We start from the raw sequence: 15,420 nt of genomic DNA, 5'->3' as shown, positions 1-15,420 counted from the left end.
CACCGGCCGCACGGCCGACAGAGCACCAAGCGCCACTATCCAGGACGGGACACCAATGAGAGTGCGTACTACGAGTGCGGCAGCCTGCGCCGTACTGCTGGCCGTGACTGCGCTCGCGGGCTGCAACCGCGACTCGGGGAGCGGAGCGGCCGACAAGAAGGTCGGTATCGATCTGCCGCGCAGCGACAGCGACTTCTGGAACTCCTACCAGCAGTACGTCAAGAAGGGCGTCGCGGCCGGCGAGGTCAGGGCGCTCCCGCTGACCAACTCGCAGAACGACATCGGCAAGCTCGTCGCCAACGTCCAGACCTTCAGCGACCAGGGCGCCAAGGCCGTCGTGATGGCCCCGCAGGACACCGGGGCCGTCGCCTCGACGCTGCAGAGCCTCAACCAGAAGAAGATCCCCGTCATCAGTGTCGACACCCGCCCCGACAAGGGCGATGTCTACATGGTGGTGCGCGCCGACAACCGCGCGTACGGCGAGAACGCCTGCAAGTACCTCGGAAAGCAGCTGAAGGGCGAGGGCAAGGTCGTCGAGTTCCAGGGCGACCTGTCGTCGATCAACGGCCGGGACCGGTCCGTGGCCTTCAAGTCCTGCATGACCAAGAACTTCCCCAAAATGAAGGTCTTCGAGCTGGCCACCGACTGGAAGGGCGATGTCGCGTCGGCCAAGCTCCAGTCCACTCTGGCTGCCCACCCCGACATCAACGGGATCTACATGCAGGCGGGCGGTGTCTTCCTGCAGCCCACGCTGGCCCTCCTGGAGCAGAAGAAGCTGCTGAAGCCGGCCGGCTCGAAGGGCCACATCACGATCATCTCCAACGACGGTATCCCGGAGGAGTTCGACGCGATCAAGGCCGGGAAGATCGACGCGACCATCTCCCAGCCCGCCGATCTGTACGCGAAATACGCGCTCTACTACGCCAGGGCGGCCGTCGACGGCAAGGCCTTCAAGCCCGGTCCGACCGACCACGGCTCCACCATCATCAAGATCCCGAACGGATTCGAGGACCAGCTTCCCGCGCCGCTCGTGACCAAGGCCAACGTGAACGACCCGAAGCTGTGGGCCAATCAGCTGGGGAAGAAGAACTGACCATGCCCGATGCACCCGCGGTTCATGCGCAGGGCATCGTCAAGCGCTTCGGTCCCACCGTCGCACTCGACGATGTCCGCCTGACAGTCCGGCCCGGTGAGTCGCACGCCCTGGTCGGGCGCAACGGCGCCGGGAAGTCCACCCTCGTCAGCGTCATCACCGGACTCCACAAACCGGACGCGGGGACGGTCACCTTCAGCGGTGAGCCGGCCCCCGCCTTCGGGGACACCATGGCCTGGCAGTCGAAGGTCGCCTGTGTCTACCAGAAGTCCATGGCAGTACCCGATCTCACCGTGGCCGAGAACCTCTTCCTGAACAACTTCGGCCTCGGTCGCGGTGCGGGGGGCGGCCGGTGGATCAGCTGGTCCCAACTGCGCAGGCGGGCCGCGGCGCTGCTCGCCGACTACGGGGTGGACGTCGACCCCGGCGCCCGCGCGAAGGATCTCTCCGTCGAGCAGGTGCAGTTCGTGGAGATCGCCCGCGCCCTGTCGTTCGGCGCCCGGCTGATCATCCTCGACGAGCCCACCGCGCAGCTCGACGCACGGGGCATCCAGACTCTGTTCACCAGGCTCAGGGACCTCCAGAGCCAGGGGGTCGCGTTCCTCTTCATCTCGCACCACCTCCAGGAGGTGTACGAGCTGTGCACGGCCGTCACGGTCTACCGCGACGCCCGGCACGTCCTGACCGCGCCCGTCGCGGACCTGGGCAAGGCCGATCTGGTCGCCGCGATGACCGGCGAGTCCGCGGCAGGCCCGGTGGCCTGGCACGCGGCGTCCGGTACGAAGCCGGCCGCCGGCGCCGGGGCGGCCGAACCGGTCCTGCGGACCGAGGGACTCGCACTCGACGGTGAGTTCGAGCCGCTGGACATCGAGGTCCGCCCCGGCGAGGTGCTCGGTATCGCGGGCGCGGCGGCCAGCGGCAACACCGCGCTGGGCGAGACGCTCGTCGGCATGCGCAAGGCCACATCCGGGCGGGTCTCGGTCCGGGGCCGCGATGTCAGACCGGGAAGTGTGCCGCATGCCCTGAACGCGGGGATCGGCTACATCCCGGAGGACCGGCACCGGCAGGGCCTGGTCATGGAGCGCAGTGTGGCGGAGAACGCGACCCTGACGGTCGCCGGCCAGCTCGGGCGGTGGGGCACCGTACTCCCTTCCCGTACACGGGAGTTCGCGAGCAGCATGATCTCGTCGCTGGACATCAAGACCACCGGACCCGACCAGAGGGTCTCGGGGCTCTCCGGCGGCAACCAGCAGAAGGTGGTGGTCGCCCGCGCCCTGGCGCGCAACCCCAGCACGCTGGTGGCGGTACGGCCGACGGCCGGCGTGGACATCAAGTCCAAGGACTCGCTCCTGGGCGTGGTGCGGCGGGTCGCCGACGAGGGCAACGCCGCGGTGATCATCTCCGACGAACTCGACGACCTGCGGGTGTGCGACCGGGTGGTCGCACTCTTCCACGGACGGGTGGTCGCGGAATACGACAGCGGGTGGACGGACGGCGAACTGGTCGCCGCCATGGAAGGTGTGGGGGAGCGGGCATGACCGACACGATCCGGCCGGCAGCGGCCGAGGGGACCACGGCCCGGGTGAGCCCGGTGCGCGCCAGGCTGGCGCTGATCCGCTGGAGCGACTTCTCGCTCGTGCCGGTGATCCTGGTGCTGATGGTGATCGGATTCATCGTCTCGCCGGTGTTCCTGACGTCCCAGAACCTGATCAACGTCATTCAGCAGTCGTCCGAACTGAGCCTGCTGGTACTGGCCCAGGCGTTCATCCTGATCTGCGGGCGGATGGACCTGTCGCTGGAGTCGACGATCGGTATCGCACCGGTCATCGCGCTCTGGCTGGTGCTTCCGTCGTCCGGCGACCGCTTCGCGGGGCTCGGGCTGCTCCCCGCCTGGACGGCGATCCCGCTCTGCCTGCTCGCGGGCCTCGCCATCGGCGCCTTCAACGGCTTCCTGATGCTGAAGCTGCGGGTCAACGGCTTCATCGCGACGCTGGGCATGCTGATGATGCTCCGCGGGCTGCACATCGGGATCACCGAGGGGAAGTCGATCATCGAGGTCCCGGCCTCGTTCAGCTACCTGGGCAGGGCGTCCTGGCTCGGCGCCCCCGCGGCGGTCTGGATCTGTCTGGCCCTGTTCGCCGTCGGCGGGGCCGCACTGGCCTGGACCCGGCACGGCCGGTCGCTGTACGCGATCGGCGGCAACCCGGAGGCGGCCCGCGCGGCCGGGATCCGGGTGGACCGGGTCACCTGGATCGTGCTGGCGATCGGCGGGCTGCTCGCGGCCTTCGCCGGAATCCTCTACACCGGCCACTACGGGTCGGTGGGCGCCGCGCAGGGCAAGGACATGATTTTCCAGGTCATGGCCGCCGCGGTGATCGGCGGCATCGGGCTGAAGGGCGGCCGGGGCACCATCTTCGGCGCGCTCACCGGTGTGCTCGCCCTTCAGCTCGTGGTCAATGTGATGACGCTCGCCGGGGTGCCCGGCCAGTGGGAGACGTTCCTGAACGGAGCGATCATCATCATCGCGCTGATCGCCTCCCGCTTCGCGAGCGGGGAGGAGCAGGACTGACGGCGCGGCCCCCGGGCCCGGCCCGGGGCGCCGGGCTCACAGGGTCGAACGCAGCCACTGCTCGACGCTGGCGATGTGCACCGTCGCCCAGGACCGGGCCGCTTCGGCGTCCCGGTCCCTGAGGGCCGTCAGGATGGCGCGGTGCTCGTGGAGCGTGCGGCTCACCGCGTCCTCCTGGGTGAGTCCCCGCCAGACCCTGGCGCGGGTGGTGGGCCCCGAGAGGCTGTCGAGCAGTGAGCAGAGCACCGAGTTCCCCGAGCTCTGCACGATGCCCCGGTGGAACTCCAGGTCGCAGGCGACCAGCTCTTCCACCGACGGCTGTGGGCCGAGGGCGTCCAGCTGGGCGCTGAGGGACTCCAGCTCCTCCTCGCCGATCCGGTGCGCGGCCATCGCCGTGGCGGCCGGCTCCAGGATGCGGCGTACGGCCAGGAACTCCAGCACGGTGTCGTCCCGGTGGAAGTCCACCACGAAGCTCATCGCTTCGAGCAGCAGCTGCGGGTCCAGACTCGTGACGTACGTGCCGTCGCCCTGCCGTACGTCGAGGATGCGGATCAGGGACAGCGCGCGCACCGCCTCGCGCAGCGAGTTGCGTGAGAGCCCCAGCTCGGCGGCGAGTTCGCTCTCCTTGGGCAGCCGGTCGCCGGGCCGCAGTGCGCCCGAGACGATCATTTCCTTGATCTTCTCGATGGCCTCGTCGGTCACAGCCATGGGAACCTCGCCTCAACAGACATCCGATGTATCTGCTGATTATGGCTCCTCCCGGGCCGTTCGCGCACACGGGTCCGCGGAAACGGCCCCGCCGGTCCGTTCGGGAACTGTGCGAGCCGACATATTTCAGGGCTAAGATTTCATCCTTGTATGACGTTGTGAGCGGTGACAGGGAGGCTGCGGCGCATGGCCGGGAAGAAGACGGCGGGAGCACACCAGGACGCTGTCGCGTCCATTGTGGGGGACTGGGCGCGGGAGCGGCCCGAGCTGGACACCGCGCCGCTGGAGGTCCTGGCCAGGCTGCACCGTACCTTTCTCCGGTACAGCACCCGGCTCACCACCGCGATCGACCGGCACGGCCTCTCCGTGGCGGGGTTCGACGTCCTGACCGCGCTGCGCAGGTCGGGAGCGCCCTACCGGCTGACGGCGGGCCAGCTCGCAGACTCCGGCCTGGTGTCATCGGCCGGGGTGACGCTGCGGATCGACCGGCTGGAGAAGGACGGCCTGATCGTCCGGGAGCGCGACGCAGGGGACCGCCGTGTCGTCTACTCGCGGCTCACGGTTGCCGGGCTCGCCAAGGTGGACGAGGTGTTCGCCGAGCATCTCGACAACGAACGCCGGATGCTCGGCGGCCTCACCCCCGCGGAGTGCCGTCAGCTGGCGCGGCTGCTCTCCCGTCTTGAGCGGTCCATCACCGATTCGGACACGGACCCCGGCCCGGCCGGTGGGCAGGACGCCCCCGGCGGTCAGTGAGCGGGCGCCGCCTGCGACGGGGCCTTCGCCCCTGAGTGGCCCTGGGACTCGGCCTCCGCCCGGTACATCCGGCGGAGCCTGACCACCCCCAGGTCGTGCTGGTACAGGTTCTCCCGCTGGTCGGCGTCGGCGGGCATGGCCTCCAGCATCACCCGGTCCTGTTCGAGGACCTGCCAGTGGCGCTCCTCGATCAGGGTCCGGTAGAGGAAGCGCCAGCTGTCCCGCTGCCATCCCCCGACCTTGCGGTAGCGCCAGAAGAAGACGCCCGTACGGCTCTCGTCCACCGGGCAGACCATCCCGACGATGCCGAACGGACCGCCGGGCCCCGCCGACGGTGGATAGGGGATGGACAGGTCGACCCAGTCGACACCGGTCCTGCAGAGCTCCACCCAGTCGAAGTTGACGCCGCGCTGGTCGGTCTTCTCGAAGAAGTAGCCGCGGTCCGTCTCACGGATACGGAACCTGGCCGTGGTGTCACCGTCGAACATGGTGTGCGATTCCCGGTGCAGGAACGCGCCGTGCATGGGGTCGAGCAGATTCTCCACCGCGTACCGCCAGGGGCCGTTCCACTCCGCGTAGCAGAGGATCGCGTCGGTGCCCGGGTCGGTGAGCGGCTCCGGCAGGGTCAGCGGCGCCGGCTCCGGATGGCCGTCGTCGCCGAACCAGGCGAGCACCGCCCCGCCCACCTCAACCACCGGCAGGCTCCGCACCAGCTTCTTGCCCTCCAGATTGCAGCCGGGCAGCCCGGGCACCGACGACACCGTGCCGTCGGTCCCGATCTCCAGGCCGTGGTACCAGCAGGCCACCCGGTCGCCCAGGTGTTTGCCCAGCGAGAGCGGTGCGCCGCGGTGCGGGCACCGGTCGGCGAGCATGCTCAGTGTCGAGTCGGAGCGGCGGAACAGCAGCCACTGCTCACCGAGCACGGTGACCTTGCGCATGGCGCCCGGTGCCACGAAGCGGGAGGGCACGACGGGGTGCCACTGGTTGCGCAGGCCGGTGGCGTAGATGTGGTCGGCGGTCAGAGTGGTCATGTCACGCTCCCAGTCGGTTGATCTCGGCGCGGAAGGACTGCTCGGTCCACGGGGCGCCGTCGGGGGAGCGCACCTGGCGGGCGTTGAGTCCCCGTACGACGTCGGCCAGTTCGTGGCCCTCGTGGGTGAAGACCTCCTCCAGGGCCGAGGCCAGCCGGTACTCGTAGGGGGTCGGCTCATGGGTGCGTGACTGGTGTGCGTCCAGGTAGGGCCAGTCGGTGGTCACAGTGCCTCCAGGGGGTTCGGGGGGTTCAGAGGTCGAGGACGAGAGAGCCGGAGGCACAGCGCGACACGCAGATCATCATGGTCGCGTTCGACGCGTGCTCGCTCTCGCTGAGGACGAAGTCCCGGTGGTCGGGGGTGCCTTCGAGCACCCGGGTCTCGCAGGTCCCGCAGATGCCGTCCCGGCAGGAGCTGCCGGCGCGGACACCCGCGGCCTCGACGGCCTCCAGGACAGAGGTGCCGCTGCCGACCGTGACGGTGACGCCGGACGCCCGGCACTCCACGTCGAAGGCGCTGCCGTCCCCGGCCGGCGCGGTGGCCGGGGCGGCGAACCGCTCCACCCGCAGCAGCCCGGCGGGGCAGACCGCTTCCACGGCGGCGAGCAGCGGCTCAGGTCCGCAGCAGTAGACCAGCGTGCCGGGACCCACCCCGGCGAGCGCCGCCGTCAGGTCGATGTGCCCCAGCTCGTCCTGCGGGTGCAGGAGCACGTCCCCGCCGCCGAGCTCCGCGAGCTCGGCGGCGAAGGCCATGGACGCCCGCGTCCGGCCGCCGTGCACCAGGGTGTACGGGACGGACCGGCGTGCGGCCTCCCGGGCCATCGGCAGGATCGGGGTGATGCCGATACCGCCCGCGACGAAGACGTACCGGTCGGCCGCGTCCAGCGCGAAGTGGTTCCTCGGCCCGGCCGCGGTGATCCGCTGACCGGGCCGCAGCCGGGTGTGGACATAGCGGGAACCGCCGCGCGACGACGGCTCGTCGAGTACACCGACGCGGTACCCGGAGAGGTCGTGCGGGTCTCCGCAGAGCGAGTACTGCCGGGTCAGCCCGCCGATCTCCAGATCGAGATGGGCGCCGGGCGCCCAGGCGGGCAGCGGCTTTCCTTCCGGGTGGACGAGGCCGACCGAGAGGACCCCGTCGGCCTCCAGGGTCATGGTGCGGACAAGCAGGTCGAGCCGGGGTTCGCCGGGCGCTTCCATGGTGGTCTCCCTACGCCGTGGGGATCGTGACGGGCGGGGTGAACGGGGACTTCATCGGGCCGAGTGCGGCCAGATCGACCTCGACGAGCACCGGCCCGCCGGAGGCGACCGCGCGTTCGAGTACCGGGTGCGCGTGGCCGGGTTCGGCGATCCGCGCGTAGGCGAGTCCGCAGGCGCCCGCCAGCCGTGCGAAGTCCGGCGTGGTCAGATCCACCCCGGACCGGCGCCCGCTGTAGCGGTCCTGCATGTTGCGCAGCACCCCGTAGCCGCCGTCGTTGAAGACGACCAGCGTCAGTGCCGGGCGCTCCTGGGCGAGCGTGAGCAGTTCACCGAGGTGGACCGCGAGCCCTCCGTCGCCCGCCAGCACCACCGTGGGGGTGCCGGGCCTGGCCAGCGCGGCCCCGATGCCCATGCCCAGTCCCTGTCCGATCCCGCCGCCGCGCGGGAAGACATTGGACCGGGGGTCGTACATCTCCAGGAGGCGGTTCCCCCAGCTGCTGGAGGCGATGGTCACGTCGCGGGCGACGACCGCTTCCCGGGGCAGCACGGCCCGCAGCGCGTCGCAGACCGCGGCCTGCGGGCCGATGGACTCGTGCAGTGCCGCCCGGACCTCGTCCCGTACGGCCGTGACCCGGGCCGTCCACCCCGGCCCGGCCGGCCGCGCGTACGGCAGCAGGGCATCCAGCACACCGTCCGCGCGCCCGTGCAGGGCATGGCGCGCCGGGTGGACACGGCCGATGGCCGCCGGGTCGACGTCGACCTGGATGTGGGCCGCGGGCAGCGCGAGGGTGTAGTCGGCGGTCTCGTTGGACCGGAAGTGCGTGCCGATGCTGAGCAGGACGTCCGCGTCGGCCAGCAGGGCGCGTGCCGCCGGCGCGGTGGCGAAATTGCCGATGACCGCGGGATGGTCCTCCGGCACCGCCCCCCGCCCCGAGTTGGACGTCAGCAGGCCCGCGCCGGTCGCGGCGAGCAGCGCGGTGAGCTGGGGCGCGGCCCCGTTCGCGCCACCGCCTGCCCAGATCAGCGGGCGCCGGGCGGACGCCAGCAGCGCGGCGGCCGGCGCCAGTACCGCCGGATCGGGCCGCGGGTGCGGATCCCCGGCGGGCACCGGTCCGCCGTCCGTCTGCGCCGCGTACTGGAGATCCACCGGCCACTCGACGCTGCCGGGGCCGCCCGGGGCGGTGAGCGCGGCCCGGGCCGCCTCGCGGAGCAGACGGCCCGCGTCATCGGCCGACGTGACCGTCGCGGCGTACGCGGAGACCGCGCGCAACATCGCGAGCTGGTCCCTGGTCTCGTGGATGAAGCCGCGCCCGCCGCCCAGGTAGGCGCTGTCGATCTGCCCGGTGACGTGCAGGACCGCCGTTCCCGAGCTGAGCGACTCGACGAGCGAGCCGGCCGCGTTGCCCGCGCCGGTGCCGGTGGAGGTGAGCGCACAGCCGATGGAGCCGCGCGCCCGGCCGTATGCGTCGGCGGCGCTGACCGCGGTGGCCTCGTGCCGCACCGGCACGAAGCGCAGCTCCCGGTCGACGGCCTCGACCAGCGGCAGATTGTGCACGCTGACGATCCCGAAGACCGTGTCGATGCCGAGTTCGCGCAGGACGGCGACGAGGAGATCGCCTCCGGTGGTGTATCGCATGGTGGTCTCCTCAGAGGATGGAGCGGCTGATGCCGCCGCAGACGTCGACAGCCGTGCCTGTGATGTACGAGGCGCGCGGCGAGAGCAGGGACACCACCGCGTAGGCGACCTCCTCGGCGCGGCCGAGCCGGCCGAGCGAGATCCCGCGGTCCGCGGCGAGCTCCGCCTGCCACGCTTCGTAGGGCAGCGAGGTGCCGGACGCCGCGTGGCGGCGGGTCCACTGCCCGGTGTCGATCAGGCCCAGGCAGACCGAGTTGACCCGGATGTTGTCCGGGGCCAGCTCCTGCGCGAGGGAGGCGGAGAGGTTGAGGATCCCGGCGCGTGCGGCGCTGGTGGTGATGAGCCGGGGTTCTGGTTGTTTGGCGAGTACGGCGTTGATGTTGACGACGGAGGCGACGGGCGAGGCGCGCAGCAGGGCGAGTCCGGCGTGCAGCGGGTTCAGGACGCCGGAGAACTTCAGCTCCAGTTCGTCCCGCCAGTCCGCCGCGGTGCTCTCGGTGAAGTTCTTCATCCGCGACTGGCCGGCGTTGTTGACGAGCCCGTCCAGCCCCCCGAAGTGCCCGGCGGCGTGCTCGGTGAAGCGGCGGACCGCTTCGGCGTCCCGGACGTCGCAGACTCCGGTGAGCAGCCGGTCGCGGCCCGCGCCGAGACCGGCGGACGCCGCGTCCAGCCGGTCCCGGTCGCGGCCGCAGGCGGCGACGTACGCGCCTTCGTCGAGCAGGGCGCGGACCGTGGCCAGGCCGACGCCCGAGCTGCCGCCGGTGACCAGTACGGTGCGGTCGGCGAGGCCCAGATCCATATCAATTGCTCCGAGGGTCAGTTCATGGTGAAGCCGCCGTTGACGGCGATCACCTGTCCGGTCAGATAGCGGGACTCCGCGCCCAGCAGGAACGAGACGATCCCCAGCAGGTCGTCGGGGCGCTGCGGGCGCGAGATGGCACGGTTGGCGCGGTACAGCTCATGGCGCTCGGCCGGTACGGAAGCGGTGGCCTCGCCCTCGGTGATGCCGGGCGCCACCGCGTTCACGGTGATGCCCCGGTCGCCGAGCTCCCGGGCCATGGCGCGGGTGAGCGCGATGACGGCGCCCTTGGACGTGACGTAGTGGGCGAGCCGTACCGAGCCGTACAGGGCGGCGTCGGAGGCGAGATGGACGATGCGCCCGCCGTTTCCGTGGGCCAGCAGCTGGGGCAGCAGCGCCCGGGAGACCAGCCAGGGGGAGCGGGCGTTGACGGCCATCAGCCGGTCCCACTCCGCCACGGTGATGTCCTGGAACTCCTTGCCGCCCACACCGTTGGCGAGCGCCGCGTTGTTGACCAGCCCGTGCAGCGGGCCGAGACCGGCCACGGCCGACGCGAGTGCGTCCACCGAGCCGGGGTCTGCCACGTCGCACGGGACGAAGTGGGCGTCGAGCCCCTCGGCGCGCAGCGTGCGGACCGCCGACTCGCCGCGTTCCCCGTCCAGTTCGGCGACGACGGTACGGAAGCCGTCCGCGCCCGCCCGGCGGGCCATGGCCAGTCCCAGGCCACGGCCCGCGCCGGTGATGACGACCGTGCGCATCAGCCGCGGGTCACGCCGTGCATCGGCGAGTGCTCGGGGTAGGTCGGGACCTGCGGCTTCCGGGTGCCGATGACGACGCAGAACAGCGCGTCGGTGTCGCCCTCGTTCTTCAGCGAACGCGCCACGCCCGCCGGCACCACGATCATGTCGCGGTAGCCGAGCGTGCGGTACTCCGATTCGCCGGCGCCGCGGTGGATCCCGACACGGACCTTGCCCTCCAGGACGAAGAAGGCCTCCTCGACGTCGTGGTGGGTGTGCTCGGGGCCCTCGGCGCCCGGCGGGAGCAGCATGTTGGAGAAGGTGAAGCCGCCGGACGGCAGGATCCGGTTGTCCCCGTCGTGATCGCCGGTCGCGCCGGAGCCGACGTAACGGATCTGCGCGCGCCGGTACTGCTCACCGGCCTTCGCCTGGAAGGCCAGCGTGTCCCAGTCGGGCTCGCGGGAATCCCGGGTGGCGATCAGGGCGTCGGTGTAGCGGGCGAGGTCGCCGCCGTTGTCGTACGCGGTGGTCGTGATGGGCATGACGTGCTCCTTCGGTAGCTGCGCGGGGGTGCGCGGGCCGGTCATTCCGGGATCTGTGCGGTGATGCGGAGGTGGGAGAGCACCCAGGCGTTGAAGGCCCGGGGCTGCTCCTGGTTGGCCAGGTGACCGGCGTTCTTGACGATCACGTAGGCGGACTTGTGGAGAGCGCCCGCGAGGAGCTGGCTCGCCTTGACGCCGGTGACGCGGTCCTCGTCGCCGCAGATGACGAGGGCGGGGACGGTGATCCCGGCGAGTTCGGGGCGGAGATCGGTTGCGGCCATCGCCTCTGCCGCGTAACCGTGTCCGGGCAGCCGGACGGCGCCGGCCATGGTGTCGACGACCCGGAGGACCAGGTCCGGGGGCGCCCCCGCGGAGACGAGCCGGGGTCCGCGCCGCTCGGCGAACGCCCGCGGCCCGGCGTCGGCGAGCTCCCGCGCCCGCTCGCGCATCGCCGCCGCCTTCGCGGGATCGGCGCCCGACCCGGCGCTGGAGTCGGCGAGGATCAGGGAGTCGACGAGCCCCGGGTGGCGGGCGGCCAGCCGCAGCGCGATGACCCCGCCCCAGGACACCCCCAGCACATGGGCACTGCCGCCGCGCTCCTCGATGAGCGCCGCCGCCGCGTCCGCGTAGCCGTCGAGCGTCAGCGGCCCCCGGGGGTCGGGTGAGGCCGCGTAGCCCGGGGCGTCCCAGGCCACCACCCGTACGTACGCGGAGAGCTCCGCGAGCTGCGGGGCGAAGGCGGCGGACGACGAGCCGATGCCGTGGAGGCAGAGCAGCAGCGGGCCCTCCGCCCCGGCCTCCGTGACGTGCGGGCCGGCCGCCGGTACGGCGGCGCTCACAGGAGCTGCCCCGTCCGCCCGGCGACGGCCGCGATGCTGCGCAGCACCGCGTACGGCACGATCCGGCTGGTGGCGGGGTTGCCCGGATCAGGCAGGTGCGCGACCTCGAAGCGGTAGCTCCCCTGCGGGCCGTGCGCCTCGATGAGGTGGCGGGTGCGGACGGCGCCCGGATCGGCGATCACCCGGACCCGTACGGCGTCGAGGTCGCCCACGGCGAGGGCCACCGAGGCGGCCACATTGGTCGACTTGGGAAATTTCACCGGGATGTCGCGGGCGGTGCCGGCCATGACCTCGACCGGACCTGTCGCCGTCCGCATCCGGGTGAGCAACTCCTCGTCCATCCAGGGCTGTTCCAGAGTCGAGGGCAGTTTGGTGGTGGTCAGCCGCACGTCGTGCAGCGGTCCGAGCCCCCGGGCGGCCTGGAGCAGGTCGAGCCCTCCGACGGCGCCCGAAGTGAAGTACACGCGGCCGGGGCCTGCGGCCAGCAGCCGCTTCGCCAGTTCCTCGTCGGTGAGCGCCCCGGTCGACGCGATGAGCAGATCGGTACCGGACCGCAGGATGCGCTCGCCCCACTCCCGCACGACGCCCTGGCCCGCAGCCTCCACGATCAGATCGCAGCGCTCCAGGGCCTCGTCGAAGGCCAGCTGCGGGGCGGGCGCCCCGCCGATCGCGCGGTTGTCCACCACGCAGACCAGTTCGGCTCCCTCGACGGCGCCCGCCGCGAGTGCGGTGCCCACGGTGCGGCCGATGGCACCCCAGCCGACGAGTCCCACGCTGCGGGTCATGCGGGAATCTCCTCGGTGGCGGTGGCGGTGGCGGTGGCGGTGGCGGTGGCGGTGGCGGTGGCGGTGGCGGTGTCGGTGTCGGATGCGGTGGCCGCTGTCCCGGTGCGGGCCGGGAAAGCGGCGAGCGGGCCGGGGTCGGGGGTGCCCGCCATCCGCTCGCGGATCTCCGCCGACGGCGGACCGGCTGTCCCCCAGAGGTCGGAGAGTTCGGGGGTCCGCCGCCAGACCCGGGCGATCCAGGCGTCCTCCACGATCTGCGCGACCTCCGACGTGTACTCGCAGACGAGCCCCGCCGGGTCGGTGAAGTACGAGAAGGTGTTGTCGCCGGGCCCGTGCCGTCCGGGGCCCCACTGCGGGACGATCCCGTGGTGGCGCAGGCGGCCGAGCCCGCGCATGAAGTGGTCGACCGAACTCATCTCGTACGCCACGTGGTTCAGCGATGCCCACTCGGCCTGGTTGAAGGCGACGCAGTGGTGGTCCGCGTTGCACCGCAGGAACGCCATCCGGTGCTCGGACCAGTCGGAGACCCGCAGGCCGAGCACGTCGCGGTAGAAGGCCACGGAGGCGTCGATGTCGGTGGTGTTGAGCACGGTGTGCGTGACACCCACCGGCACGGAGCCGTCCCGGCCGCGCGGGGCGACCGCCTCGACCTCGGCGCTTATCTCGATCAGCCGGTGCTCGGGGTCGGTGAAGCGCAGTCCGTAGCCGCCGCCCACCTGGCCGAGCGGGCCGGGGCCCGCGGCCGGGGTGATGCCGCGGGCGAGCAGCCGCCGGGCCGCTTCGTCCACCTCGGCCGGTGTCGCCACGGCGAAGGAGATCCGGCCGAGGCCGGTGCGGTCGGCGCGGGTGAGGTGCAGGACGTGGTGCTCGGTCCCGGTGCCGCGCAGCCAGCGGGCGCCGGTGTCCGACTCGACGCTCTCCAGGCCCCAGACCTCCTCGTAGAAGTCGGCGGTCTCGGTGAGGGCGGGCGTGAACAGCTCGACGCTGCGCAGCGACCGCAGCCGGGCGATGGGTGGGGGCATGACTGTCTCCAGACAGGAGGAGTTAAGAAGCGGCCCAGGGCAGGGGAGCGTCCGATGTGCCCCAGTACAGGGACTTCTGGTGCTGGTAGGCGCGGATGCCGTCGCGGCTCTTCTCCCGCCCGAGACCGCTGTCCTTGAGGCCGCCGAAGGGGGTGGCGGCGCTGAACTGCTTGTACGTGTTGATCCAGACGGTGCCTGCCTCGATCCGGCGGGCGATCCGCCAGGCGGCGCGGTGGTCGCGGGTCCAGATCCCGCAGGCCAGCCCGTACACCGAGGCGTTGGCCTGCCGGACGAGGTCGTCCTCGTCGTCGAAGGGCAGCGCGCAGAGCACCGGGCCGAAGATCTCCTCCTGGCAGGTCCGTGCGGAGTTGTCCAGGCCGTCCAGGAGGGTGGGCAGGTAGTAGGCGCCGTCCCGGTACTCGTCGCCCTGCGGCGCCGATCCGCCGCAGAGCACCCGGGCACCCTCGGCGCGGGCCAGGTCGACCCGGGCCGCCACGGCGTCCCGGTGCCGGTGGTGCACGAGCGGGCCGACCTGGGTGTCCGGTGCGGTGCCGGGGCCGACCCGCAGCTTCCGGGTGCGCTCGGCCAGTTCCCCGACGAAGGTGTCGTAGATCCCGCGCGCCACGAAGAGCCGTGATCCGGCTATGCAGGACTGGCCGCTGGAGGAGAAGACCCCGAACATCACACCGGCCAGGGCCTGTTCGATGTCGGCGTCGTCGAGCACGACCGCCGGTGACTTGCCGCCCAGCTCCAGGGAGACCGGCATCAGCTTCTCCGCCGCGGCGTGCGCGATCGTCCGGCCGGTCTCCGTGCCGCCGGTGAAACTCACTTTCCCGGTGCGCGGATGCCGCACGATGGCGTCGCCCACGACGCTGCCCCGCCCCGGGAGTACCGACAGCAGGCCTGCGGGCAGCGAGAGTTCACCGAGGGCGCGGGTGATCAGGCGCCCCAGCGCGAGCGAGACCAGCGGGGTCCACTCGGCGGGCTTCAGCAGCACCGCGTTGCCGGCGGCCAGGGCAGGCGCGAGCTTCTGCGCGTCGCTCGCCACCGGGGAGTTCCAGGGGTTGACCGCGCCGACGACGCCGATCGGCTCGTACGTGCTCATCGTGAGGTAGTCGCCGCGCGACGGGGTGATCGCCTCCTCGGCGGTCTCCAGCGCGGCCGCCGTGTAGCGGAAGGTCCCGGCCGCACTGGCCACCAGGGCGCGGGTCTCATTGAGGGTCTTGCCCGTGTCGGCGGTCTGGAGCGCGGCGAGGTGACCCGCCGCTTCGTCGGTCAGTTCGGCGATCCGGTACAGCAGCCGGGCGCGCTGGTGGGGGAGGAGGGCGCGCCAGGCGGGATCGGCGGCGGCGCGGGCCGCGCCTTCGGCCGCCTCGCCGACCTCCGCGACGGTGACGGCGTGCACGGTGGCGAGGACACGGCCGGTGGCCGGGTCGACGGTCTCGGCCGGGGCGCCGGCGCCCCGGCGCCATACGCCGGCGACGAGCGCTTCGTCGGGCACGGCGGCAGGGGACCTGGGCATACGGGAGCCTCCTGGCTGAACAGGGTGGGGTGGAGGTGGGGTTGGGTGAGGGCTTGAAATCTAAGGGCTTAAATACTCGGGCGCAACCCCTCAATCGTTTGGTGATTTACCTGTGCAGACCCTTGACGTCGTCCGGTGTGCAGGCGATACAACTTAAGCGCTAAGAAACTTTGGCCTAATGCGCT

The 15,420-nt window shown here is 71.8% G+C and carries 16 protein-coding genes; 4 read left to right on the top strand and 12 right to left on the bottom strand.

The genetic code is table 11. From position 1 onward, the window contains the following. Positions 1-55 precede the first annotated feature (55 nt). Genes OG917_RS06710 through OG917_RS06700 form a run of 3 tightly spaced genes read left to right on the top strand, consistent with a single transcriptional unit; the run spans position 56 to position 3,662 of the window. Positions 56-1,093, top strand: coding sequence for a sugar ABC transporter substrate-binding protein (locus OG917_RS06710; protein WP_328316615.1), 1,038 nt, complete (start codon positions 56-58; stop codon positions 1,091-1,093). A gap of 2 nt (positions 1,094-1,095) precedes the next feature. Continuing rightward, on the top strand, positions 1,096-2,631 hold the full coding sequence (locus OG917_RS06705) for a sugar ABC transporter ATP-binding protein (RefSeq protein ID WP_328316614.1): 1,536 nt from the start codon (positions 1,096-1,098) through the stop codon (positions 2,629-2,631). After that, positions 2,628-3,662: an ABC transporter permease gene (locus tag OG917_RS06700; RefSeq protein ID WP_328316613.1), complete on the top strand. Its 1,035-nt coding sequence runs from the start codon at positions 2,628-2,630 to the stop codon at positions 3,660-3,662. The genes OG917_RS06705 and OG917_RS06700 overlap by 4 nt, the downstream gene beginning before the upstream one ends. Positions 3,663-3,698: 36 nt before the next feature. On the opposite strand, the gene OG917_RS06695 is transcribed toward OG917_RS06700, so the two are convergent. Beyond that, positions 3,699-4,370 carry a FadR/GntR family transcriptional regulator gene (locus OG917_RS06695; RefSeq protein ID WP_328316612.1) on the bottom strand — a complete coding sequence of 224 codons (672 nt, stop codon included), beginning with the start codon at positions 4,368-4,370 and terminating at the stop codon, positions 3,699-3,701. A 186-nt stretch (positions 4,371-4,556) separates the two neighbouring features. On the opposite strand from OG917_RS06695, the gene OG917_RS06690 reads away from it, so the two are divergent. Further along, on the top strand, positions 4,557-5,123 hold the full coding sequence (locus tag OG917_RS06690; RefSeq protein WP_328316611.1) for a MarR family winged helix-turn-helix transcriptional regulator: 567 nt from the start codon (positions 4,557-4,559) through the stop codon (positions 5,121-5,123). Here the strand turns inward: OG917_RS06690 and OG917_RS06685 are convergent. From OG917_RS06685 to OG917_RS06635, 11 genes are read right to left on the bottom strand one after another with little or no spacing between them, the layout of a single operon-like run. Beyond that, a complete protein-coding gene (locus OG917_RS06685; protein WP_328316610.1) occupies positions 5,117-6,154 on the bottom strand; it encodes an aromatic ring-hydroxylating dioxygenase subunit alpha in 1,038 nt (345 codons plus the stop codon). The two genes, OG917_RS06690 and OG917_RS06685, sit on opposite strands and share 7 nt — an antisense overlap. Position 6,155: 1 nt before the next feature. Further along, positions 6,156-6,380: a recombinase-like helix-turn-helix domain-containing protein gene (locus OG917_RS06680; protein WP_328316609.1), complete on the bottom strand. Its 225-nt coding sequence runs from the start codon at positions 6,378-6,380 to the stop codon at positions 6,156-6,158. A 25-nt stretch (positions 6,381-6,405) separates the two neighbouring features. Continuing rightward, positions 6,406-7,353, bottom strand: a complete 948-nt coding sequence (locus tag OG917_RS06675; protein WP_328316608.1) for a PDR/VanB family oxidoreductase — start codon at positions 7,351-7,353, stop codon at positions 6,406-6,408. Positions 7,354-7,363: 10 nt separating this feature from the next. Further along, positions 7,364-8,989, bottom strand: a complete 1,626-nt coding sequence (locus tag OG917_RS06670) for a thiamine pyrophosphate-binding protein (RefSeq protein ID WP_328316607.1) — start codon at positions 8,987-8,989, stop codon at positions 7,364-7,366. A gap of 10 nt (positions 8,990-8,999) precedes the next feature. Further along, positions 9,000-9,788: an SDR family oxidoreductase gene (locus OG917_RS06665; RefSeq protein ID WP_328316606.1), complete on the bottom strand. Its 789-nt coding sequence runs from the start codon at positions 9,786-9,788 to the stop codon at positions 9,000-9,002. A gap of 17 nt (positions 9,789-9,805) precedes the next feature. Then, positions 9,806-10,546: an SDR family oxidoreductase gene (locus OG917_RS06660; protein ID WP_328316605.1), complete on the bottom strand. Its 741-nt coding sequence runs from the start codon at positions 10,544-10,546 to the stop codon at positions 9,806-9,808. Further along, the gene (locus OG917_RS06655) at positions 10,546-11,067 is read right to left on the bottom strand and encodes a cupin domain-containing protein (RefSeq protein ID WP_328316604.1); all 522 of its coding nucleotides are present in this window, start codon (positions 11,065-11,067) and stop codon (positions 10,546-10,548) included. Before OG917_RS06655 ends, OG917_RS06660 begins: the two co-directional genes overlap by 1 nt. 41 nt (positions 11,068-11,108) lie before the next feature. After that, positions 11,109-11,906: an alpha/beta fold hydrolase gene (locus tag OG917_RS06650; protein WP_328316603.1), complete on the bottom strand. Its 798-nt coding sequence runs from the start codon at positions 11,904-11,906 to the stop codon at positions 11,109-11,111. After that, positions 11,903-12,691 carry an aspartate dehydrogenase domain-containing protein gene (locus tag OG917_RS06645; RefSeq protein ID WP_328316602.1) on the bottom strand — a complete coding sequence of 263 codons (789 nt, stop codon included), beginning with the start codon at positions 12,689-12,691 and terminating at the stop codon, positions 11,903-11,905. The genes OG917_RS06650 and OG917_RS06645 overlap by 4 nt, the downstream gene beginning before the upstream one ends. Beyond that, entirely contained in the window at positions 12,688-13,713 is a 1,026-nt protein-coding gene (locus OG917_RS06640) for a VOC family protein (RefSeq protein WP_328316601.1), read from the bottom strand. The genes OG917_RS06645 and OG917_RS06640 overlap by 4 nt, the downstream gene beginning before the upstream one ends. A gap of 22 nt (positions 13,714-13,735) precedes the next feature. Next, positions 13,736-15,235 carry an aldehyde dehydrogenase family protein gene (locus tag OG917_RS06635; protein ID WP_328316600.1) on the bottom strand — a complete coding sequence of 500 codons (1,500 nt, stop codon included), beginning with the start codon at positions 15,233-15,235 and terminating at the stop codon, positions 13,736-13,738. Positions 15,236-15,420: the final 185 nt, after the last annotated feature.

This window comes from Streptomyces sp. NBC_00388, assembly GCF_036061255.1.
GTDB lineage: Bacteria > Actinomycetota > Actinomycetes > Streptomycetales > Streptomycetaceae > Streptomyces.
This window is presented reverse-complemented; position numbering and strand designations above follow the sequence as displayed.